At 73.9% G+C, this 22026-nt stretch carries 20 protein-coding genes and 1 riboswitch; of the genes, 10 read left to right on the top strand and 10 right to left on the bottom strand.

The features are described from left to right. Positions 1-237: 237 nt before the first annotated feature. From AB0D48_RS23800 to AB0D48_RS23790, 3 genes are read left to right on the top strand one after another with little or no spacing between them, the layout of a single operon-like run. The gene (locus AB0D48_RS23800) at positions 238-1797 is read left to right on the top strand and encodes an acyl-CoA carboxylase subunit beta (protein WP_362400329.1); all 1560 of its coding nucleotides are present in this window, start codon (positions 238-240) and stop codon (positions 1795-1797) included. 32 nt (positions 1798-1829) lie between these two features. Beyond that, the gene (locus tag AB0D48_RS23795) at positions 1830-2030 is read left to right on the top strand and encodes an acyl-CoA carboxylase epsilon subunit (protein ID WP_362400326.1); all 201 of its coding nucleotides are present in this window, start codon (positions 1830-1832) and stop codon (positions 2028-2030) included. Between the two features lie 37 nt (positions 2031-2067). After that, positions 2068-2853, top strand: coding sequence for an alpha/beta fold hydrolase (locus tag AB0D48_RS23790; protein WP_362400323.1), 786 nt, complete (start codon positions 2068-2070; stop codon positions 2851-2853). Between the two features lie 57 nt (positions 2854-2910). Here the strand turns inward: AB0D48_RS23790 and pqqB are convergent, their stop codons facing one another. The 5 genes from pqqB to pqqA are packed head-to-tail and all read right to left on the bottom strand — an operon-like array spanning position 2911 to position 6061. Beyond that, positions 2911-3822 carry a pyrroloquinoline quinone biosynthesis protein PqqB gene (gene pqqB / locus AB0D48_RS23785; RefSeq protein ID WP_362400320.1) on the bottom strand — a complete coding sequence of 304 codons (912 nt, stop codon included), beginning with the start codon at positions 3820-3822 and terminating at the stop codon, positions 2911-2913. Next, complete coding sequence (gene pqqE, locus AB0D48_RS23780) at positions 3819-4931, bottom strand: pyrroloquinoline quinone biosynthesis protein PqqE (protein ID WP_362400317.1); 1113 nt, start codon at positions 4929-4931, stop codon at positions 3819-3821. The genes pqqB and pqqE overlap by 4 nt, the downstream gene beginning before the upstream one ends. Further along, the gene (gene pqqD / locus AB0D48_RS23775; protein WP_362400314.1) at positions 4922-5176 is read right to left on the bottom strand and encodes a pyrroloquinoline quinone biosynthesis peptide chaperone PqqD; all 255 of its coding nucleotides are present in this window, start codon (positions 5174-5176) and stop codon (positions 4922-4924) included. Before pqqD ends, pqqE begins: the two co-directional genes overlap by 10 nt. Positions 5177-5202: 26 nt before the next feature. Then, a complete protein-coding gene (pqqC, locus tag AB0D48_RS23770) occupies positions 5203-5898 on the bottom strand; it encodes a pyrroloquinoline-quinone synthase PqqC (protein ID WP_362400311.1) in 696 nt (231 codons plus the stop codon). Between the two features lie 58 nt (positions 5899-5956). Continuing rightward, positions 5957-6061 carry a pyrroloquinoline quinone precursor peptide PqqA gene (gene pqqA, locus AB0D48_RS23765; RefSeq protein ID WP_362400308.1) on the bottom strand — a complete coding sequence of 35 codons (105 nt, stop codon included), beginning with the start codon at positions 6059-6061 and terminating at the stop codon, positions 5957-5959. A gap of 328 nt (positions 6062-6389) precedes the next feature. Here pqqA and AB0D48_RS23760 point away from each other — a divergent pair, with 328 nt between their 5' ends. Together AB0D48_RS23760 and AB0D48_RS23755 are read left to right on the top strand one after the other, a co-directional pair. Then, entirely contained in the window at positions 6390-7292 is a 903-nt protein-coding gene (locus AB0D48_RS23760; protein ID WP_362400305.1) for an ion transporter, read from the top strand. Between the two features lie 270 nt (positions 7293-7562). Then, complete coding sequence (locus tag AB0D48_RS23755; protein ID WP_362400302.1) at positions 7563-8510, top strand: serine protease; 948 nt, start codon at positions 7563-7565, stop codon at positions 8508-8510. A 19-nt stretch (positions 8511-8529) separates the two neighbouring features. Here AB0D48_RS23755 and AB0D48_RS23750 read toward each other — a convergent pair whose 3' ends face one another. Next, a complete protein-coding gene (locus tag AB0D48_RS23750; protein WP_362400299.1) occupies positions 8530-9279 on the bottom strand; it encodes a hypothetical protein in 750 nt (249 codons plus the stop codon). Positions 9280-9461: 182 nt separating this feature from the next. Between AB0D48_RS23750 and AB0D48_RS23745 the strand changes: the two genes are divergently transcribed. Beyond that, complete coding sequence (locus tag AB0D48_RS23745; RefSeq protein WP_362400296.1) at positions 9462-10058, top strand: TetR/AcrR family transcriptional regulator; 597 nt, start codon at positions 9462-9464, stop codon at positions 10056-10058. Between the two features lie 226 nt (positions 10059-10284). Here the strand turns inward: AB0D48_RS23745 and AB0D48_RS23740 are convergent, their stop codons facing one another. After that, entirely contained in the window at positions 10285-11220 is a 936-nt protein-coding gene (locus AB0D48_RS23740) for an oxidoreductase (RefSeq protein ID WP_362400293.1), read from the bottom strand. A gap of 147 nt (positions 11221-11367) precedes the next feature. Here AB0D48_RS23740 and cbiE point away from each other — a divergent pair, with 147 nt between their 5' ends. Genes cbiE through AB0D48_RS23725 form a run of 3 tightly spaced genes read left to right on the top strand, consistent with a single transcriptional unit; the run spans position 11368 to position 14120 of the window. After that, positions 11368-12621, top strand: coding sequence for a precorrin-6y C5,15-methyltransferase (decarboxylating) subunit CbiE (gene cbiE / locus AB0D48_RS23735; protein ID WP_362400290.1), 1254 nt, complete (start codon positions 11368-11370; stop codon positions 12619-12621). Position 12622: 1 nt separating this feature from the next. Beyond that, complete coding sequence (cobM, locus tag AB0D48_RS23730; RefSeq protein ID WP_362400287.1) at positions 12623-13372, top strand: precorrin-4 C(11)-methyltransferase; 750 nt, start codon at positions 12623-12625, stop codon at positions 13370-13372. Further along, the gene (locus AB0D48_RS23725) at positions 13362-14120 is read left to right on the top strand and encodes a cobalt-precorrin-6A reductase (RefSeq protein ID WP_362400284.1); all 759 of its coding nucleotides are present in this window, start codon (positions 13362-13364) and stop codon (positions 14118-14120) included. Before cobM ends, AB0D48_RS23725 begins: the two co-directional genes overlap by 11 nt. Positions 14121-14288: 168 nt before the next feature. Here the strand turns inward: AB0D48_RS23725 and AB0D48_RS23720 are convergent, their stop codons facing one another. The 3 genes from AB0D48_RS23720 to cobG are packed head-to-tail and all read right to left on the bottom strand — an operon-like array spanning position 14289 to position 17715. Further along, positions 14289-15776, bottom strand: a complete 1488-nt coding sequence (locus AB0D48_RS23720; protein ID WP_362400281.1) for a precorrin-2 C(20)-methyltransferase — start codon at positions 15774-15776, stop codon at positions 14289-14291. After that, on the bottom strand, positions 15773-16420 hold the full coding sequence (locus AB0D48_RS23715; RefSeq protein ID WP_362400278.1) for a precorrin-8X methylmutase: 648 nt from the start codon (positions 16418-16420) through the stop codon (positions 15773-15775). Before AB0D48_RS23715 ends, AB0D48_RS23720 begins: the two co-directional genes overlap by 4 nt. After that, positions 16417-17715, bottom strand: a complete 1299-nt coding sequence (gene cobG, locus AB0D48_RS23710; protein WP_362400275.1) for a precorrin-3B synthase — start codon at positions 17713-17715, stop codon at positions 16417-16419. Before cobG ends, AB0D48_RS23715 begins: the two co-directional genes overlap by 4 nt. A 416-nt stretch (positions 17716-18131) precedes the next feature. Next, positions 18132-18213: riboswitch (cobalamin riboswitch) on the top strand. Positions 18214-18266: 53 nt separating this feature from the next. Here cobG and cobN point away from each other — a divergent pair. After that, positions 18267-21875 (top strand): cobaltochelatase subunit CobN, encoded by a 3609-nt coding sequence (gene cobN / locus AB0D48_RS23705; RefSeq protein ID WP_362400272.1) that lies wholly within the window; start codon positions 18267-18269, stop codon positions 21873-21875. Positions 21876-22026 lie beyond the last annotated feature (151 nt).

Genomic DNA, 22026 nt, shown 5'->3' with positions numbered 1-22026 from the left:
CCCCTATCCCCCCAGGTGTTGACCCTGCCCGGCGCCCGCCCGTTCCCCGCGCCGCACGGCGCGTGCCCGCGCTGCCCGTGGCGACGTGCCTGCTGGGCGGGGGTGTGGGCGGTTCCCGGTGAGGTCAGGGGGGTGGTCGGTGTTCTCCGCGCGCGCCCCGGACGCCTTCAATGGCACGCACTGCCCAGGGCGGCGCCGCTGTCGGCGGGCCCCGATGGCCGAAGAGACGGGTGGAGCATGTCAGTTGCCGATGTCAGTGTCCGAGTGGCCGAACTAGGAGCGATCAAGGAGTCCGTCGAGCTGGGGCCGTCCGCGAGCGCCTCCGAGGCGCAGCACGCCCGCGGCAAGCTGACCGTGCGCGAGCGGCTGGACCTGCTGTTCGATCCGGGCACGTTCCGCGAGATCGAGCAGTTGCGCCGGCACCGGGCCACGGGTTTCGGCCTGGAGGACCGCAGGCCGCACACCGACGGCGTGGTGACCGGCTGGGGCAAGGTCGACGGCCGCAGGGTGTTCGTGTACGCGCACGACTTCCGGATCTTCGGCGGCTCGCTCGGCGAGGCGCACGCGCAGAAGATCCACAAGGTGATGGACCTCGCCGTGGCGGCCGGCGCCCCGCTGGTGTCGCTCAGCGACGGCGCGGGCGCCCGGATCCAGGAGGGGGTCACCGCGCTCGCCGGCTACGGCGGCATCTTCCGCCGCAACGTCGCGGCGTCCGGGGTGATCCCGCAGATCAGCGTGATGCTCGGGCCGTGCGCCGGCGGGGCGACGTACTCCCCCGCCCTGACGGACTACGTGTTCATGGTGCGCGACATCGCGCAGATGTACATCACCGGTCCGGACGTGGTGCAGGCGGTGACCGGCGAGAAGATCAGCCACAACGACCTCGGCGGCGCGCAGGTCCACTCCTCGGTCTCCGGCGCGAGCGCGTTCCTGTACGACACCGAGGAGGAATGCCTCGAGGAGGTACGGCACCTGCTGTCCCTGCTGCCGTCCAACAACCGTGAGATGCCGCCGTTCGTGGCCGCCACGGACCCCGCCGACCGCCGGAACGAGGCGCTGTCGGACCTGGTGCCGGCCGACCCGAACCGCTCGTACGACATGCGTGCCGTGATCGAGGAGATCGTCGACGACGGTGATCTGTTCGAGGTCCACGCCAACTGGGCGACCAACATCATCTGCGGTCTGGCCAGGCTCGACGGGCACGTGGTGGGCATCGTCGCCAACCAGCCCGCCTCGCTCGCCGGGGTGCTGGACATCCACGCCGCGGAGAAGGCGGCCCGGTTCGTGCAGACCTGCGACGCGTTCAGCGTCCCGCTGGTGACCCTGGTGGACGTGCCGGGCTTCCTGCCGGGCAGCGACCAGGAGCACGGCGGAGTCATCCGGCACGGCGCGAAGCTGCTGTACGCGTACTGCGCGGCCACGGTGCCCCGGGTGCAGGTGATCCTGCGCAAGGCGTACGGCGGCGCGTACATCGTCATGGACTCCCGCTCGATCGGCGCGGACCTGTCGTTCGCGTGGCCCACCAACGAGATCGCGGTGATGGGCGCGGAAGGCGCCGCCAATGTCGTCTTCCGCCGGGAGATCGCGGCCGCGGACGACCCCGGGGCGGCGCGCGCGCAGCGCGTCAAGCAGTACCGCCAGGAACTCATGCACCCCTACTACGCCGCGGAGCGGGGCCTCGTGGACGACGTCATCGACCCGGCCACGACCCGGCAGGTGCTGGTGGACGCGCTGGACGCGCTGCGGGCCAAGCACGTGCCACTGCCCGAGCGCAAGCACGGCAACCCGCCGTTCTGACCGACATCCCCTGCGACCGAGGAGCACGCCCGATGAGCGAGCGGGCCGAACCACACATGACCGTCGTGCGCGGCGCCCCTGACAGCACGGAACTCGCCGCCGTCCTCCTCGTCCTGCTCTCCGCCGCCCGGCGGCGGGACGCGGCCGGGGAGGAGGCCGCGGCCCGGCCCCGGGCAGCCGCCTGGGGTCCCGCGCGCGGCTGGCGCCCGCCGGGCACCTGGACCGCCCTGTGAGCGGGCCCGGTCCCCACCGAAAGGACACCCACCGAGGATGAACCGCTACACCACGACGACCACGACGACCGCCACGACCGTGACCGCGACCGCGCCCGGCGCCTGGCTGCGCCGCTTCCACCCCGCCGAGGAGGCCCCCGTACGGCTGTTCTGCTTCCCGCACGCGGGCGGCTCGGCCAGCTACTACTTTCCCGTGTCCCGGGCCCTGTCCCCGCGGGCCGACGTGGTGGCCGTGCAGTACCCGGGGCGCCAGGACCGCCGCCACGAGCCTTGCGTGGACGACGTACGGGAGCTCGCGGACCGTGTCTTCGCGCAGCTGCGGCCGTGGTGCGACCGGCCGGTCGCGCTGTTCGGGCACAGCCTGGGCACGACCCTGGGCTTCGAGGTGGCGCTGCGGCTGGAGGCGGCCGGCGTCCGCCCGGCGGCCCTGTTCGCCTCGGGACGGCGGGCCCCCTCGCACCACCGCGAGAACGAGCGGGTCCACCTCGCGCCCGACGCACAGCTGCTGGCCACGATCAGGCGGATGAGCGGGACGGATCCGGCGGTACTGGCCGACGACGAGCTGCTGCGGTCGGTGCTCCCGGCGATCCGCGGCGACTACAAGGCCGCGGAGACCTACCGCTACCGCCCGGGCCCGGCCCTGACCTGCCCCGTGGTGGTCCTCAACGGGGACAGCGACCCCGAGGTCACCGCCGAGGAGGCCCGGGCCTGGTCGGACCACACCGACGGCCCGACCACCTACCACTGGTTCACCGGCGGCCACTTCTACCTCAACCAGCACGCCCCCCAGGTGATCGACCTGGTACGGCAACAGCTCGTCTGACACCACGGCGAAGGGTCCGGCCGCCTGAACGGCGGGCGGACCCTTCGCCGTCGGGCTTCAGAGCTCGACGCGCGTCCCGTCGGCCGGGATCTCCGCCCCCGCCGCGCGCACCTCGTGGTGGGCCCCGGAGCTCGGGTCCGCCATCGGGTTGGTGTTGTTGAGATGGGTGTACGCCCACCTGGTGCCCGGCCGCGCGGCCCGCAGCCGCCGGATGTGGGCCAGGCTCCCGCCCTCCCCGGTCACCGGCAGGTGCCCCATCGCCGCCTGTGCTCCGGTCGCCCCGGCCGAACCCGTGGCCCCGCCGAACTCCCGCGCCGAGTGGAACGTACCGTCGAGCAGGACGTAGCCGGCCCCGGCGGTGAACTCTTCGAAACCGGGCGGCCAGGAGGCCAGGCACGGCGCGTACACGAGGGCCCCGCCCGTGGCCGGGTCCTCGAAGCGGTACGCGACCACCCACGGGCCGTCCCCCGGCCCGTCCTCGGGCAGCGAGCGCGCGTACTTGGGGCGTTTGGCGCCGACGGCGAAGACGCCGACCCGCAGCCCGCCGACGTCCTGCTCCTTGTCGACGGCCGTCTCGGACCACTCCCAGCCGCTGTAACCGCCGAGGATCCCCCGCACCGGGAAGGCCTCGTCCAGCGCGCCGAGCACCGCCCGCGGTGCCCACACCCGCAGCCCGGCCCCTTCGCGGAGCATCATCAGGCCCAGCGTGTGGTCGATCTCGGCGTCCGTGAGCAGCACCCCCCGCACCGGCGTCTCGCGCGGCCCGGGGCCCGCCGCGAGCTCGGGTGTGGCGAGGACCTGCGCGCGGATGTCGGGCGAGGCGTTGACCAGGTACCACCGCACCCCGTCGGCGCTGACCGCGAGCCCGTCCTGGCACCGCGCGGGCGCACCCGACGTACAGACCGGGCAGGCGCAGTTCCATTGCGGGCAGCCGCCCCCGGCAGCGGTGCCGAGCAGGACGGCCCTCATCGGCGTCCCGCCACCGGTCCGCGCATCACGAGCTCGGGCGGGTTCGGCGAGATGCCCGACAACAGCAGGTCCACGGTGCCGCGTTGACCGGAGCGCGAGCAGACCGGGTCGGTGGCCGCGGCGTCCCCGGTGAGCAGGAAGGCCTGGCAGCGGCAGCCCCCGTGGTCGACGGAGCGCCGGTCGCAGCTACGGCAGAGGTCGGGCATCCACTCCTCGCCGCGGAAGGCGTTGAAGGAGCCGGATCCGTACCAGATCTCGGCCAGCGGCTTCTCGGTGACGTTGTCGAGTTCCAGGGTGGTGATCGCGCCGGCGGCCGGGCAGGGCAGCACGGTGCCGTCGGGCGCGACCGTGAGCTGGATCGCCCCCCACCCGTGCATGCACGGCTTGGGGTACGGCTCGTAGTAGTCGGCGAGCACGTACACGATCTCCATCGTGCCCTTCAGCCGCTCCATGGCTGCCCGCACGACCGGCTCGGCCGCCGCCAGCTGCTCGCGGGTGGGCATCAGGGCCTCGCGGTTGCGCAGCGCCCAGCCGTAGTACTGGGTGTTGGCGAGCTCCAGCCGGTCCGCTCCCATGCTCTCGGCCAGCTCGATGAAGCCCGCCAGCTGGTCGTGGTTGGCGCGGTGCAGTACGGCGTTGACGGTGAGCGGAAGGCCGTGCTTCCGGACCAGCGCGGCGGCGGCGATCTTGTGGTGGTGGGCCTTGGCCCCCGCGAGCCGGTCGGCGCGGGCCGCGTCGGCGCCCTGTACCGACAGCTGTACGTTGTCCAGCCCGCGCTCGACCAGGTCCGCGAGCCGTGCCTCGCTGAGGCCGAGGCCGCTGGTGACGAGGTTGACGTAGCAGCCGAGGCCTCTGACGTGCGAGACGATCTCGGGCAGGTCGGGGCGGGCCAGCGGCTCGCCGCCGGACAGGTGCACCTGCAGTACGCCGATCTCGCGCGCCTGGGTGAACACCTCCAGCCACTGTCCGGTGGTCAGCTCTCGCTCGCGCTCGATGAGTTCCAGCGGGTTGGAGCAGTACGCGCAGTGCAGCGGGCAGCGGTGGGTGAGCTCCGCGAGCAGTCCGAGCGGCGGGGCCGCGCTCGCGGGGCGGCCGGTGGTCAGATCCATCGCACGACGCCCTTCTCGGCGAGCCGCTCCAGGACGGTGCCGACCTCCGTCTCGCGGACGCCGGCGTATCTGGCGCCCAGCGCCGCGGTGATCTGCGGCACGGTCGTGGCGCCGTCGCAGAGTTCGAGTACCGAAACGGCCGTCCCGTTGGGCACGAGCACCCCTTCCGGGTGGAGCACGACATGGGTCTGCCGCGTCTTGTCGTAGATGAGCCGCACTCCGCGGCCGAGCACGGGCCGGTCCACGGCCACTCCTTCTGCAGGTCCGGTGGCTATTCGCCGGTGGCGGCGGCGCGTTCGACGGCGTCCAGCATCTGCCACAGCACGTCGCACTTGAACGCGAGCGCGGCGACGGCCGCGTCCTGCTGCTCCCGTGTCACGCAGTGCCGGACGACGATGTCCAGGGTGCCCTTGCCCTCACCGGACACCGCCTCGATGCGGTCCGTGAAGTAGGCCAGGTCCCCGCGGCTGATCCAGTCGTAGTGCGCGAGCATGTCCGCGACCCTGCGGGTCATCAGGTGCCCGGCGAACATCTCGGTGAGTCCGGAGGCGATGGCCTCGGCCCACGGCCGGGTCCGGGCGAAGGTGACGTACGCGTCGACCGCGAAACGCACCCCGGGGACCACGTGCCGCTCGTCCAGGACCTCCTCGCGGGTCAGGCCCACGGACTCGCACAGCCGCAGCCAGCGCGCGATGCCGCCCTCGTCGTCGGGGGTCCCGTCGTGGTAGGCCAGCCGGTCCACCCAGGCGCGCCGGATCTCGGGGAGCGGGCAGTTGCTGATGATCGCCGCGTCCTTCTGCGGCAGCATCCGCTGGTAGTACCAGCGGTTGGCGGCCCACAGCCGCAGGGCACGCCGGTCGAGCTCGCCGCCGTGCAGCCGGCGGTGGAAGGGGTGAGCGCCCCAGTAGGAGGAGGACAGCGCGCGCAGCGCGCCGATGAACTCGGACTCGTCCAGAATTGCCGTCATGTGTTCTCCCGCCACGGCGGGAGCCCGTCACCCGGACTCCCGCCCGCCGACAGTCGGTTCACTTCTCCAGACGTGCGGCGTACGCGGTGACCTCGAAGGCCGTCTCGTACGCGACGAAGTCCGGGGTGGTCCACGCCTCGGGGGTCTCCTTGACCTCGGCCATGGGGTGCTCCTTCGCTCGGTGCCCATCGGTTTCCGCCAGGAACCTACGGCCTGGTCCGGGCGCCGCAGATCCCCTAGCCGCCCCTAACCCCGTACGTCCACCCCTGCGGCCCCGCCGGCCCGGCGCCGTACGGACATCACCGTCCGTTTCCGGGTCCTGCGCGACTCCTGGAGCGGGCGCCGGGCCCGCCCCGGTTCGGGATCTCCGAGGGGGCCCGCCGCACAGCCGCGCGCGCATGAGTGAAACCCGGACGGATGTGGGGCGTTAGAAGGGGCGACCACCACTCCCCACGGGGGTGGCCTGCGGTGATACGAGTACGAGGAGCACGATGACAGTCCCGATGCCGGCCGGGCGCGGCCGCGTGAAGCTGGCGGCCAGATGCCGGGTGGCCACGGAGGCACCAGCCTTCGGGCTGGCGGTCTTCTGCCTGATCCTGCTCAACGCGGCGCTGATGGGGGTGGAGACCTACAGCGGGCTGGCCGCGGAGTACCGGCAGATGCTGCGGGCCGCGGAGGAGGGCTGCCTCGTCCTGTTCACGCTGGAGATGCTGATGCGCATGGGCGCGCACGCGGACAAGCCGAAAGCATTCTTCCGGGACCCCTGGAACCTCTTCGACCTGGCGATCGTGGTCTCCGCCTTCGTCCCCATGGTCCGCGAGAACACCACCCTCCTGCGGATGCTGCGGCTGGCCCGCGTCCTGCGCACCGCGCGTTTCCTGCCGCACCTGCGCATCCTGCTGATCGCCGTCGGCCGCAGCCTGCCGGGCACCGCCAGCTTCCTGTTCGTCGGCGCGCTGGTGCTGTACGTGTACGCCATGGTCGGCTGGGTCTGCTTCGCGGAATCGGACCCCGGGCACTACGGCTCGGTGGGCCGGGCCGCGCTCACCCTGTTCCTGCTGACCACGCTCGACGGGCTCACCGACGCCGTCCGCGCGGGACTGCAGATCTCCCGCCTGAGCATCGTCTACTACGCCTCGTACGCCCTGCTGGCCTCCTTCGTGCTGGTGAACGTCCTCATCGGTGTCGTCCTCAACTCCCTCGACGAGGCACGTGAGATCGAGGAGGAGGCCAGCCGGGTCCCGGCCCCGGCCAAGGACCCCGACGCGGGCGGGCAGGACGTCAAGGAGCGGATCGCCGCCGCCCGCCGCGCGCTGGACGAGATCGAGGCGAGCCTCGTCCCGGCGGAACCCCAGCCGGCCCGGCGGCTGGAGACCTCGCCCACCGGTTCCTGAGCCGTTCGCGGGCCCGGCTCAGCCGCGGGTGGTGGTTGCGGTCGTACCGGCTGCCGGGCCCCGACCTGACGGCGGTGCGCTCCGCCGGTCCCGTGCGGCTCAAGTCGTCCAGAGGGTAGCCGAGTTGAGTGACACGCGGCAGACCGGCGCGTGACGCGGCGGCGGCCGGGTGCCGCTGTGAGAACGGACACGTCCGGATTTCGGAACCCATCCCGTCGATCTCCCCATCGAACGGAGAGTCGGACGCGTCTGCGGGGCGGGGAGTGCCACATGTTCAGCAAGGTTCACGGGCGGGCCGTACGGGCCTCCGTGCTCGTCGGCGTCCTCGGCGCGCTGGTCATCGTGGGCGCGGGGTACCTGTGGGAGCTGCGCGGCTTCGCCGCCCACCGCGCGGACGGGGATGCCGCGCAGGGCGTCTACCAGCAGGATCCCGAGCGGGCCGACCGGACGGCGGCCGCCGTCCTGGAAGGGATGGCCCACGAGGTCCCGGACCCGCCGACGGACGGCAAGGCCTTCGCCGACAGCGGTACCTCGGCGCACTGGAGGTCGGCGGGGTGGCAGCCCTCCGACCCCCTGGAGGCGCGGCCGGCGCCCGCCGAGCCCGCCGTCGGAGCGCTCTTCTCCCCCGGGGACGACGGCGATGCCGACCACCACTGCTCGGCCGTGGTGGTCCACTCCCCCGCCGGCGACCTCATCGCCACCGCCGCCCACTGCGTGTACACGCGCGGGTTCCGCACCAACCTCGCCTTCGCTCCCGGCTACCTGGACGGCGCGGCTCCGTACGGGGTCTGGGTGCCGACCCGGATCGACGTGGACCCCCGTTGGACCGAGGACCAGGACCCGGACCACGACGTCGCCTTCGTCCGGCTGCGCCGGCCCGGCTACCCCGGCCAGCGGCTGGAGGACGTCACCGGCGCCGAGGAGATCGCCTTCGGGCCCGAACTGCCCGCGCCCGCCCGGCTCGTGGGCTACCCCAACACCTCCGAGCAGCCGCTGGACTGCCGCAACACCGCCCGCGCCGCCGGGCCGACGCAGCTGCGCCTCGACTGCGCGGACGTGCCCAACGGCACGAGCGGCGGACCGGTGCTGACCGACGGGCACACGCTGATCGGGGTGATCGGCGGCCGCGACGGCGGGGGCGACGACGAGACCTCGTACAGCAGCTACTTCGGCGACGGGGTCCGGACCCTGTACGAACGCGCCGCGAAGTCCTCGTAGCGCTTCCGGCGACGGTGGCTCAGCGGGCGTACGAGCCGATGCCGACCAGGCAGTACACGTACTCGCTGATGACCCTGCCGTTGATGGTGTACCGGTGGGAGAACGCGTACTGGGTCTTGGGGTTGTTGTTGCAGCGGTCCAGTTCCGAGGTGGAGGGGATGGTCTCGACCACCCGGTAGTGGGCGTCGGACGCCGAGCAGGAGACCTCGTCGACGTCGTCGACCCGCTGGGCGGTCGTCGAGTCGGGCAGGCTCCCGTTGAGGCAGGTACCGCGGTCGTACGGGGTGGGCTCCGGGCTGGGTTCCAGGCTGGGCTCCCGGCTGGCTGCCGGGAGGGACGCCCGGCCCGACGGGGCGAGGGTCCCGGTCCTCCAGGCGCTGGGCGACGGAGTGGGCGTCGGGCTCGCCGACCCGGTGGGCGTCGCGGCGGCGGAAGCCTTGCCGTCGCCGTCGTCCCCGCCGCTCAGCACGACGGCGCCGATGACGAGCGCCACCACGACCGCCAGCGCCACCAGGCAGCCGCGGCCGCCCGCAGTGGCGGCCGCCGGTCCGGGCTGCGGCGCACCCGCGGCTCCCGCCCCTGCCCCGGCCCCGGCCACCCGGATGCGCAGCAGCACCTCGGCGCCACCGACGCGGGCCCGGACGAGGTCCCCGTCCCGGCAGTGCGGGATGCGGACACGCGCCGGGCCCGTCGGCAGCTCGACGGTGAGGATCACACCGTGGGCAGCCTGCTGGGGGGTGAGCTGGAGGGGGAATTCCTGCGACGACACCGGCTGCTCCAAGGGATGAGGGGGGCGGGTGCACACGGGTCCGGCTGACTGCCCAGTGTGGCGCGTCGGCCGCTTTCATGGAGAGCCTTTCTAGAAAAATCCTCTAGTTCCAGGTCTTGCTACGCTCTCTTTCCGCCCAACAGCTCACGGAACCACCGCGACGGACACCGACGGGAACCCTCATGTCTCCTAAGCAACAACGCGGTGAGGCCACCGTCGACTTGATCCTGACCGCCGCGCTGCGGGTGTTCGCCGAATCCGGCCAGCAGGGGTTCACGGTGAACGCGGTCGTCGCGGCCAGCGGTGTGAGCCTCGGCAGCCTCTACCACCACTTCGGCAACTTCGACGGCCTGGCCGCCGCCCTCTACATCCGGTGCATGGACCAGCTGTGCGACGACATGGTGGCCGCGCTGACCCGGTGCCGGACGGCGCGTACCGGCGTCCAGGCGTGGGTGACCTCCTATCTGCGCTTCACCCAGGAACACCGGGACGTCGCACTGTTCCTGCACGCGTCGGCCTACTCCGGCTACCTCGTGGCCCACGCCGAGGAGATCGGGGCGGCCAAGGCGGAGAAGTTCGCGGCCATCATGCAGTGGCTGGGGACGCGCATGGAGCGCGGCGAGATCGCTCCCCTCCCGGCCCCCGTGATCGAGGTCATGGTCATGGGCCCCCTCGCAGAGGCCGCGCGCCGCTGGCTGTCCAGCACCTACGAGATCGATCTGACGGAGGCCGCGCGCTACCTCCCGGACCGCATCTGGCGCTCCCTGCGCCCCGACTAGCCCCGCGAGCCCGGCGTGACCAGCTGGACGGGTCCTGGTCTGGGTGGTTGTCCGGAGCGTCGTCCATGCCACCGATTGTCCGGCGGCCGGGATGCCCTGGTCAGGTACCGTCCGGGGCGCCCGGAGGCGTCCGGGGGGCGGACGGGGGCGCTCGGGGACTCCTCCGTACCCCCCGCGGATCACCGTGCCCGGCGTCTCCGCGCCCGCCGGCCGCGCGCCCGGCGGATCAGCGCGGCAGGGACCCGTACGAGACTCCCGTCAGCTTCTCCGAGGCGGCCCAGAGCAGTTCGCCGGACCGGTCGTCGAAGGTCCGCTTCGCCCGCCAGGACCGCACCGGCGCCCCGCGCCAGCCGAACCGCGGCCCGATGAAGTCGTCCGGCCGCACCCCGGGCGCGGTGGCCGCGTACAGCGTGGGCAGCGCGCCCGAGGCCGCGGGCTGCGCGACGAACGCGTTGCCGAACGCCGCCACCCGGGAGTTGAGGGTGGGGCCCTCCAGCTTCGACGCTCCGGCGTGGAGGTTGGAGGAGGCGTAGCCGGGGTGCGCGGCGACGGCGACGAGGGTGGAGCCGGCGGCGGCGAACCGCCGGGACAGCTCGTGGGTGAAGAGCAGGTTGGCGGTCTTGGAGCGGCCGTAGGCGATCCAGCGCCGGTAGCCGTGCTCGTCGCCGCCCAGGTCGTCGAGGTCGACGTCGGCGAGCGCGTGGAAGCCGCTGGAGACGGTGACGATCCGTGCGCCCGGCGCCGCGGCCCGCAGCCTCGGCAGCAGCAGCCCGGTGAGCGCGAAGTGCCCGAGGTGGTTGACCCCGAACTGCGCCTCGAACCCGTCGACGGTCCGTCCGTACGGCAGCGCCATCACGCCCGCGTTGTTGACCAGCAGGTCCAGGGAGTCCCGGCGCTGCCCGTAAGCCTTGGCGAACTCCCGTACGGATGCCAGATCGGCAAGGTCGAGCGGGGCGAACTCGACCGCGGCGCCCGGCACCTCGGAACGCATCCGGACCTCGGCGGCCCGGCCGCGCGCGGCGCTACGGCAGGCCAGCACGACCGAGGCGCCGCGCCGGGCGAGCTCGCGGGCCGTGACGTAGCCGATCCCGCTGTTGGCCCCCGTCACGACCGCGGTCCGGCCGCTCTGGTCGGGGATGTTCGTGGCGTTCCAGCCGGGCATGGCGGGCTCCCTCGCGATCAGTGGGTTACCGAGGGTAGACCGGCGCGGGCCCGGGGTGGGAGCGGGGGTCGTACGGGCAGGCGTACGCGCAGGCCAGTAGGCTGCGGTCCGCCCCCCGTTCCGCTTCCCGTTCCGAGGTACCGCGCAGTGAGCTCCGCACCGCCCCCCATACCCGTGACGGTCGTCGGCCTCGGCGCCGACGGCTGGGCCGGGCTCACCGCCGCCGCGCGGTCCGCGCTGTGTGCCGCCGAGGTGCTGATCGGCGGCCCGCGCCAGCTGGACCTGCTCCCCGCCGACCTGTGCCCCGGGGTACGGGTGGCGTGGCCCAGCCCGCTGCGGCCGGCCGTGCCGAAGCTGATGGCGGAGCACGCCGGCCGCCGGATCGCCGTGCTGGCCAGCGGTGACCCCATGTTCTACGGGATCGGCCGGGCCCTCGCGCAGGAGCTGGGGCCGCAGGCCCTGCGGGTGCACCCGCACCCCTCGTCCGTCTCCTACGCCTGCGCCCGCCTGGGCTGGCCGGTCGAGGACACCGAGGTGGTCACCGTCGTCGGCCGTCCGGTGGCCCGGGTCGCGGCCGCGCTGTACGAGGGGCGGCGGGTGCTGGTGCTCAGCGCCGGAGCGGCGTCCCCGATCGAGATCGCCGCTCTGCTCCGGGAGCGGGGCTTCGGCCCGAGCCGGATCCGGGTGCTGGAGCAGCTCGGCTCCGAGCGCGAGGACGCGTACGAGGGTCTCGCCGACGGCTGGGACCACCCGCCGGGCGATCCCCTGAACGTCGTGGCCGTGGAGTGCCGCCGGGACCCCTCCCACCCGGCGCCCCGGATCGGCGCGACCCCGGGCCTGCCGGACACCGCGTACGAGCACGACGGACAGCTCACCAAGCGCCGGGTCCGGGCCGCGACCCTGTGCGCGCTGGCCCCGGCCCCCGGCGAGCTGCTGTGGGACATCGGCGGCGGCTCCGGCTCCATCGGCATCGAGTGGATGCGCACGCACCCCTCCTGCCGCGCGGTGGCCGTGGAGCGCGTCCCCGAGCGGGCCGCGCGGATCACCCGTAACGCGGCGGCACTCGGCGTGCCCGGCCTGCGCGTGGTCGTCGGCGCGGCGCCGGACGCCCTCGTCGGCCTCCCCGCCCCCGACGCGGTGTTCATCGGCGGCGGCCTGACCGCGCCGGGGCTGCTCGACGCGGCCTGGGCGGCGCTCGCCCCCGGCGGCCGGCTGGTGGTCAACACCGTGACCCTGGAGTCGGAGGCGGTCCTCACCGACCGCTACCGGCGCCACGGCGGCGAACTGGTGAAGCTCTCGGTCGCCCACGCGGTGCCGGTCGGCGGTTTCACCGGCTGGCGGCAGGCCATGCCGGTCACCCAGTGGTCAGTGACGAAGTCGACGAACGAGAAGGATCTCTGACATGACCGTGTACTTCATCGGCGCGGGCCCCGGCGCCGCCGACCTGATCACGGTGCGCGGTGCCCGGACCCTGGCCGCCGCCCCGGTCTGCCTGTATGCGGGCAGCCTCGTCCCCCGCGAACTGCTCGCCGAATGCCCGGCGGACGCGCGGCTGGTGGACACCTCCCGGCTGAACCTGGACGAGATCGTCGCCGAGTACGTACGGGCGCACGCGGCGGGCCAGGACGTGGCGCGGCTGCACTCCGGCGACCCTTCCGTGTTCAGCGCGGTCGCGGAACAGATGCGGCGGCTCGACGCGGCCGGGATCCCGTACGAAGTGGTCCCGGGCGTGCCGGCGTTCGCCGCGGCGGCAGCGGCGCTGAAGCGGGAGCTGACCGTCCCCACGGTCGGCCAGACGGTGATCCTGACCCGGATCGCCCAGCAGGCCACCCCGATGCCGCCGGGCGAGGACCTGGCCACCCTGGGCCGCAGCGGCGCGCTGCTGGTGCTGCACCTGGCCACCCGTTACGTGGACCGGATCGTCGACGAGCTGCTGCCGCACTACGGGGCCGAGTGCCCGGTCGCGGTGGTGGCGATGGCCAGCCGCCCCGACGAGCTGATCCTGCGCGGCACCCTGGCCGACATCGCCGCCCAGGTCAAGGAGCACGGGCTGGTCCGCACGGCCGTCATCATCGTGGGCCGCACGCTGGGCGCGGAGCAGTTCCGGGACAGCCACCTGTACTCCGCCGAGCGCGACCGGCATGTCTGCTGAGCCGGGCCCCTGGCGGCACGTCCTGATCCTGGGCGGCACGACAGAGGCCCGCCGCCTCGCGGAGGCGCTGGCCGAGGACCCCTCGTACCGGGTGACCACCTCGCTCGCCGGCCGGGTGGCGGCGCCGGTGCTGCCGCCCGGTGAGGTGCGGATCGGCGGGTTCGGCGGCATCGCGAACCTGGCCGGCTGGATCATCGGCCACGACGTCACCCACGTCGTCGACGCGACGCACCCGTTCGCCGAGCGCATGAGCTTCAACGCGTCCGAGGCGCAGGCCCTGACGGGCGTCCCGCTGCTGGCCCTGCGCCGCCCCGGCTGGACCCCCGCTCCCGGCGACGACTGGGCCTTCGCGGCCGACCTCGACGAGGCGGCGGCCCTGCTGCCGGGGCTCGGCAGCAGGGCCTTCCTGACCACCGGCCGGACGGGCCTGCACTCCTTCGCGCATCTGGCCGACACCTGGTTCCTGGTGCGCTCGGTGGACCCGCCGCAGGCCCCGGTGCCGCCGCGCCTCGAAGTCCTGCTCGCTCGCGGTCCGTTCATCCTGGAGGGTGAGCGGGAGCTGCTCGCGCGGCACCGGATCGACGTTCTGGTGACCAAGGACAGCGGCGGCTTCGCCACCGCCCCCAAGCTCACCGCGGCCCGCGAGGCCGGCATCCCGGTCCTGGTAGTCCGCCGGCCCCCGATCCCGGAGGGTGTCCCGGAAACCGGCTCGGTCCTGGCCGCCCTCACCTGGCTCGGGGAGACCTGACGGTCGCCCTCGCCTCCCCGGTCGGGGGAGGCGCGCTGCCGGCCGGTGACCTCCAGGCGGTCGTGGCCACGGCCCTGTGCCACTGAACCGCGGCTGCCCCGGACAGCCCGAAGGCCCGGGACGGCGGCGGGCCGGCCCGGACCCTCGAGGCTCAGTGCCCCGGCGCCGTCACGGGTAGCGGCGCGGGGTCCAGGTGACGCGGGAGCCGTCCGGCCGCTCGGTGACCTGGGTCTGCGAGGAGCCGATCAGCAGGATCGTGCGCATGTCCACCTCGGACGGCTCCAGTTCGGCGAGCGTCACGATGCGCACCGACTGCTCCCGCCCGCCCACGTCCCGCGCGACGACCACCGGCGTCTGCGGCGCGCGCAGCTCCAGCAGCAGCTCCTTGGCCTGGGCGACCTGCCAGGTCCGGCTGCGCGAGCCCGGGTTGTACAGGGCGAGCACCAGGTCCGCCGCGGCGGCGGCACGCAGCCGCTCCGCGATGACCTCCCACGGCTTGAGCCGGTCCGACAGGGAGATCGTGGCGTAGTCGTGGCCGAGCGGGGCCCCGGCCGCGGCGGCCGCCGCGTTGGCGGCGGTCACCCCCGGCAGGACCCGTACGGGCACGTCCTTGTACTCCGGCTGCCCCGCGACCTCGAGAACGGCGGTGGCCATGGCGAAGACGCCCGGGTCACCGCCGGAGACCACGGCGACGCGCTTGCCGCGGCGGGCGAGGTCGAGCGCGAACTCGGCCCGCTCCGACTCGACCTTGTTGTCGGAGCCGTGCCGGATCTGGCCCGGCTTCACGGGTACGCGGTCCAGGTACGTGGTGTACCCGACGAGCACCTCGGCGTCGGCCAGCGCACGCCGGGTCTCGGGGGTGAGCCAGAGCGGCCCGGCCGGTCCGGTGCCGACCACGGCGACCTGGCCCGGACCGGACGGCACGCTGCCCGGGTTGCCGATGCGGCTGGGCACGACGGCGACGGCGAAGTACGGGACGGTGTCGGGGTCGGTGTCGGCCAGGACGCCGGTCCGCTCGCCCTCCATCGTCGCGCGCTCGACGTAACGCGCCTCGGCGAGGCGGCCGCTGGCCTCCATCGCCCGCCGCACGGCGGGGAAGGTGCGGCCGAGCTTCATCACGACCGCGGAGTCGGTGGCGGCGAGGCGGGCGGTGAGCTCCTCCTCCGGCAGGGTGCCGGGCAGGATCGTCAGCACCTCCTCGCCCTCGACGAGCGGGGTGCCGAGCCGGGCGGCGGCGGCGCTCACCGAGGTCACGCCGGGGATCACCTCGGCCTCGTACCGGTCGGCGAGCCGCTTGTGCATGTGCATGTACGAGCCGTAGAAGAGCGGGTCTCCCTCGGCGAGCACGGCGACGGTCCGCCCGGCTTCCAGGTGTGCGGCCAACCGGGCGGCGGACTCCTCGTAGAACTCCTCCATCGCGCCCTGGTAGCCGCCGGGGTGGTCGGTGGTCTCGGTGGTGACCGGGTAGACCAGCGGCTCCTCGATGTGGTCGGCGCGCAGGTGCTTCGCGGCGATCGAGCGGGCGATGGACCGGCCGTGGCGGGCGCTGTGGTACGCGACGACCTGCGCCTCGCCGATCACCTCGACGGCCCGCAGGGTCATCAGGGACGGATCGCCGGGCCCGAGCCCGACGCCGTAAAGACGTCCGGCGTTCATTCGGCCACGCTCGCAATGGCGTTGACGGCCGCGGCGGCGATCGCGCTGCCGCCGCGGCGGCCGCGCACGATCAGGTGGTCGAGCCCGGAGGGGTGGGCCGCGAGGGCGTCCTTGGACTCGGCGGCGCCGATGAATCCGACGGGCACGCCGATGACGGCGGCCGGGCGCGGGGCGCCCTCCTCGATCATCTCCAGCAGCCGGAAGAGCGCGGTCGGCGCGTTGCCGACGGCGATCACGGAGCCCTCCAACAGGCCCCGGTCACGCCAGACTTCGAGGGCGGCGGCACTGCGCGTGGTGCCCATCTTCGCGGCCAGGTCCGGTACGGCCGGGTCGGAGAGGGTGCAGATCACCTCGTTGTCGGCGGGCAGCCGCTTGCGGGTGACCCCGCTGGCGACCATCTGCACGTCGCACAGGATCGGCGCGCCCGCCTCCAGCGCGGCGCGGGCCCGCAGCACCACCTCGGGCGTGTACCCCAGGTCCTGCGGGAGGTCGGTCATCCCGCAGGCATGAATCATGCGCACCGCGACCTGGGCGACCGAGGCGGGCAGCCCGGAGAGGTCCGCCTCGGCGCGGATCGTGGCAAAGGACTGGCGGTAGATCGCGGCGCCGTCCTTCTCGTACTCGAACACGGTGTACTCGCTCATTTCTTCACTGCGGCTTCGGACACTCGGGGTTGGTTGCGGGCGGCGGCGAGGGCCGCGGCGAGTTCTTCGGGTGCCACCGGGTCGGTGCCGAGCCGGTACCCGTCGGGCGTGGCCACCACGTCCACCCAGGCGGTGCCGCGCGGGTGTCCGCAGCGGCGTTCGCACCCGGACCAGTGCACGGGCAGCGGCCCCCGCGCCCGCTCGGCGACTGCCCGCGCGTCGGCGCGTACGTCGGCCAGGGACTTGGCGCAGCCGGGCCGGCCGGTGCAGGCGGTGACGGACTCCCAGGGGCCGTCCGGGGCGCAGACCAGGCCGGCGGTCTCGATCAGGGCCGCGCCGTGGACGGGCCTGCGGGTGCTGGCCGAGGGCAGGATGACGCTCCGCCAAGGGGTGACGCGCAGCTCGCGGCCGCCCCGGTCGGCGACCCGTACGAGGACCCGCCACTGCTCGGTGCTCATCCGCCCCAGCGGCGGCAGGACGCACAGGTGCGTCGGGTTGCCGGTTCCGGCGCCCCACGGCCGGGGCGGCGGCGCGTACGGCCAGGCCACCTCGGTGACGACGGCCGCCTCGATCCCGGCGGCCGCCAGCCGACGGGTGAACCCGGCTTCGTCCAGAGGATGTTCGGGGGGCAGCTCGGACACCCGCCAGGCCCGGGTCCCGGCCGTGTCGGCGGTGTCGAGGAAGTACTCGGCGGCGAGCAGCGCCGCCCGGGCCGCGTGCGGCGCGGCCAGTTCCACAGCGTCGGCGGCCGCGCCGAGCCGGATCAGCGCCCGGCCGTCGGGCCCGCCGAGCACGGTCACGTCGGGATTCAGCGCGGCGACGTCGCCGCGCCCGTCGTCGAAGGCGAACAGGAACCGCCCGGACAGCGCCGCCGCCCGGGCGCTCGCGCACAGCAGCCCGTCGAACGCGCGGGCCCAGGCCAGCGCGTCGGGCCGGGCCGGACCGTCCAGCCCGGACATCGGCGTCGCGACGATGTTCCGGACCCGTTCGTGGCTCGGCGCCGGCAGCAGCCCGGCCCCGTCCAGCAGGTCCGCGAGTCCTGCGCCACATCCGTCGTCGAGCCCGCGCAGCTGGACGTTGCCCCGGGAGGTCAGTTCGAGGTGCCCGTCCCCGAACCGGTCCGCAGCGAGCCCGAGCACGGAGGCCTGCCGGGGCGTGAGCAGCCCGCCAGGGATCCGGACCCGCGCCAGGAACCCGTCGTCCGCCGCGTGCAGCCGCAGCGCGCCGGGGCAGGCGTCACCGCGCTCCCGTATGACGGGTTCGTCCCGCGATGCGGCGGAGGGGGGCTGGGGCATGGCGGCGAGCATACCCACGATTCCCCTCCCCCGACCTGTGTCCGTCACCACCCCGCACCTTCCCACCAGCCAAATCCAGCCCGGCCCCGCCACTCCAGCCCCGCCCGGCCGATTCAGCCCCGCCCTGGCCGATCGGGCCTCGCTTCGGCCCGTCCGACTCCGTCCTTGGCCGTTCCAGCCACGCCTGGCGACAACCGGCCCCGCCCGGTGGCACCTCCCGGCGGTAGCCGGGGGAGTTCGAGGCGCGGGGTCCGGGGCAGAGTCCCGCAACGGCGCCGCACCCGAAGACCAACCCCGCCCAAGCCGGCGCAGCGCAGCCGTACCCGGACCACCCCCGCTCCCGGCCAGGGCGAAGGCCCCCTAGGATGACCTCCGGCGGACCACTCGGCCCGCCATCGCCGAGGACGGCGACATGGGAGGAAGCCCGGTGAGATTCCGGCGCGGTCCCGCCACTGTGAACCCGCCGGCCGCCACGGCCGAAGGGTGAGTCAGGAACTCCCGCCGTCCCCACTGCCCGGGGCGCGGAAACCCCGAGGAAGGCCTGCCGCCGCATGATCCTGCTGCTGTCGACGTCCGACACCGATCTGCTCAGCGCCCGCGCCGCGGACGGCCCCGTCCCGTACCGGTTCGCGAACCCCTCCCGCCTTCCCCTGGACGACCTCCCCGGCCTCCTCGACGGCGTCGACCTGGTCGTCGTACGCCTCCTCGGCGGCCTCCGCGCCTGGCAGGAGGGCCTCGACCTGCTCCTGGCCCCCGGCCAGACCCGCCCGGTCGTGGTCCTGACCGGCGAACAGGCCCCGGACGCCCAGCTGATGGAGGCCTCCACGGTCCCGATCGGCATCGCGGCCGAGGCCCACGGCTACCTCGCGCACGGCGGCCCCGCCAACCTCGACCAGCTGGCCCGCTTCCTCTCGGACACGGTCCTCCTCACCGGCCACGGCTTCGAGCCGCCCGCCGCCTCCCCCACGTGGGGCCCCCTGGAGCGCACCGCCCGGCAGACCACCGGCCCCCGCGTCGCCGTGCTGTACTACCGCGCCCACCAGATGAGCGGCAACACCGCCTTCGTACACACCCTGTGCGAGGCCATCGAGGCCAAGGACGCGCAGGCGCTCCCGCTCTACGTCTCCTCCCTCCGCACCCCGGAGCCGGAGCTGCTGGCAGAGCTGGAGGGGGTCGACGCCGTCGTCACCACCGTCCTCGCGGCCGGCGGCACCCGCCCCGCCACCGCCTCGGCGGGCGGGGACGACGAGTCCTGGGACGCGGGCGCGCTCGCGGCGCTCGGCGTGCCGATCCTCCAGGCCCTGTGCCTGACGGGCTCGCGCAGCAACTGGGAGGAGAACGACGAGGGCCTGTCCCCCCTCGACGCCGCCACCCAGGTCGCCGTCCCGGAGTTCGACGGCCGTCTGATCACCGTCCCGTTCTCCTTCAAGGAGCTCGACGAGGACGGCCTGCCCGCCTACGTGGCCGACCCCGAGCGTGCCGCCCGGGTCGCGGGGATCGCCGTACGGCACGCCCGCCTCCGCCACATCGAGCGACGCGACAAGAAGATCGCCCTCGTCCTCTCCGCGTACCCCACCAAGCACTCCCGCATCGGCAACGCGGTCGGTCTGGACACCCCGGCCAGCGCCGTGGAGCTGCTGCGCACCCTGCTCGCCGGCGGCTACGACTTCGGCCCCGCCGACGGCATCCCCGGCCTGGTCTCGGGCGACGGCGACGAGCTGATCCGGGCCCTGATCGAGGCCGGCGGCCACGACCAGGACTGGCTCACCGAGGAGCAGTTGGCCCGTAACCCGGTCCGCATCCCGGCCGCCGACTACAAGCGCTGGTTCGCCGAGCTCCCCGCCGAGCTGCGCGAGAGCGTGGAGGAGCACTGGGGCGAGGCCCCCGGCAACATGTTCGTGGACCGCTCCTCGAACCCGGAGGGCGACATCGTCCTCGCGGCCCTGCGCCGCGGGAACCTCCTCATCCTCATCCAGCCGCCGCGCGGCTTCGGCGAGAACCCGATCGCGATCTACCACGACCCGGACCTGCCGCCGTCGCACCACTACCTCGCCGCGTACCGCTGGATCCAGGCCCGTGCGGAGGACGGCGGTTTCGGCGCCGACGCGATGATCCACCTGGGCAAGCACGGCAACCTGGAATGGCTGCCGGGCAAGAACGCCGGCCTGTCGGCGGCCTGCGCCCCGGACGCCGCCCTCGGCGACCTGCCGCTCATCTACCCGTTCCTGGTCAACGACCCGGGCGAGGGCACCCAGGCCAAGCGCCGCGTGCACGCCACCCTGGTCGACCACCTGGTGCCGCCGATGGCGCGCGCGGAGTCGTACGGGGACATCGCGCGCCTGGAGCAGCACCTGGACGAGTACGCCCAGATCTCGGCGATGGACCCGGCGAAGCTCCCCGCCATCCGCGCGCAGATCTGGACCCTGATCCAGGCGGCGAAGCTCGACCACGACCTGGGCCTCGACGAGCGCCCGGACGACGACGGCTTCGACGACTTCCTGCTGCACGTCGACGGCTGGCTGTGCGAGGTGAAGGACGCCCAGATCCGCGACGGCCTGCACGTGCTGGGCGGCGCCCCGAAGGGCGCGGCCCGCGTCAACCTGGTCCTCGCGATCCTGCGGGCCCGGCAGATCTGGGGCGGTACGACCGCCCTGCCCGGCCTGCGCGAGGCGCTGGGCCTGGACGAGTCGGCTGCCACCCGCACCTCGGCGGACGCCGTGGAGGAGCAGGCCCGCGCGCTGGTCCAGGCGATGGAGGACGCGGACTGGGACCCGTCGGCGGTGGCTGCGGTCGCCTCGGCGCATTCGGCGGACGTCGTCGCGGTACTGGATTTCGCCGCTCGTGAGGTCGTCCCGCGCCTGGCCGGCACCACGGACGAGATCGCCCACGTGGTCGCCGCCCTGGACGGACGGTTCGTTCCCGCCGGCCCGTCCGGCTCGCCGCTCCGCGGGCTGGTCAACGTCCTCCCGACGGGGCGCAACTTCTACTCCGTGGACCCGAAGGCCGTCCCCTCCCGCCTCGCGTGGGAGACGGGCCAGGCCCTCGCCGAGTCCCTGCTGACCCGCTACCGCACGGACAACGGCGAGTGGCCCGCCTCCGTCGGCCTGTCCCTGTGGGGCACCAGCGCGATGCGCACCTCGGGCGACGACGTGGCGGAAGCCCTGTCCCTGCTGGGCATCCGCCCGGTCTGGGACGAGGCCTCGCGCCGCGTGACCGGCCTGGAGGCGATCCCGCTCGCGGAACTGGGCCGCCCCCGCATCGACGTGACGCTGCGCATCTCGGGATTCTTCCGCGACGCGTTCCCGCACGTCATCGGCCTCCTCGACGACGCGGTCCGGCTGGCGGCCTCGCTGGACGAGCCGGCGGACCAGAACTTCGTCCGGGCCCACGCCCAGGCGGACCTGGCCGAGCACGGTGACGAACGCCGGGCCACGACCCGTATCTTCGGCTCGCGCCCCGGCACGTACGGCGCGGGCATCCTCCAGCTGATCGACTCCCGCGACTGGCGTACGGACGCCGACCTCGCGGAGGTCTACACGGTGTGGGGCGGGTACGCGTACGGCCGTGGTCTGGAGGGCCGCCCGGCCCGCGCCGAGATGGAGACCGCCTACAAGCGGATCACCGTCGCCGCCAAGAACACGGACACCCGCGAGCACGACATCGCGGACTCGGACGACTACTTCCAGTACCACGGCGGCATGGTGGCCACCGTCCGCGCCCTGCGCGGCACGGCCCCCGAGGCGTACATCGGTGACTCCACCCGCCCGGAGACGGTCAAGACCCGCACCCTCGTCGAGGAGACCTCGCGCGTCTTCCGCGCCCGTGTGGTCAACCCGAAGTGGATCGAGGCGATGCGCCGCCACGGTTACAAGGGCGCCTTCGAGCTCGCGGCGACGGTGGACTACCTCTTCGGCTACGACGCCACGACGGGCGTGGTCGCGGACTGGATGTACGACAAGCTGACCGAGACGTACGTCCTGGACCCGGAGAACCGCGCCTTCCTGGAGGAGGCCAACCCCTGGGCCCTGCACGGCATCGCGGAACGCCTCCTGGAGGCCGAGTCCCGCGGCATGTGGGAGAAGCCGGACCCGCAGGTCCTCGAATCCCTCCGCCAGGTCTACCTGGACACGGAGGGCAACCTGGAGGGCGAAGCGGACTAGTCGTTCGTTCCGCTTCCCGTAGCCACGCACACGAAAGGCCGTCCTCCTCCCCCTTCCAGCGGGTGAGGAGGGCGGCCTTTCCAGCCCGCCCGGACCGGGGGCCACAGACCGCCGGCTGACTTCGCCTCGACGGTCCGGTTCAACCGACGAC

Source organism: Streptomyces sp. NPDC048269, from assembly GCF_040652395.1.
In the GTDB taxonomy this organism is placed as follows: domain Bacteria; phylum Actinomycetota; class Actinomycetes; order Streptomycetales; family Streptomycetaceae; genus Streptomyces.
The sequence above is the reverse complement of the archived record's forward strand: the minus strand, read 5'-3'. Positions and strand labels throughout refer to the sequence as shown.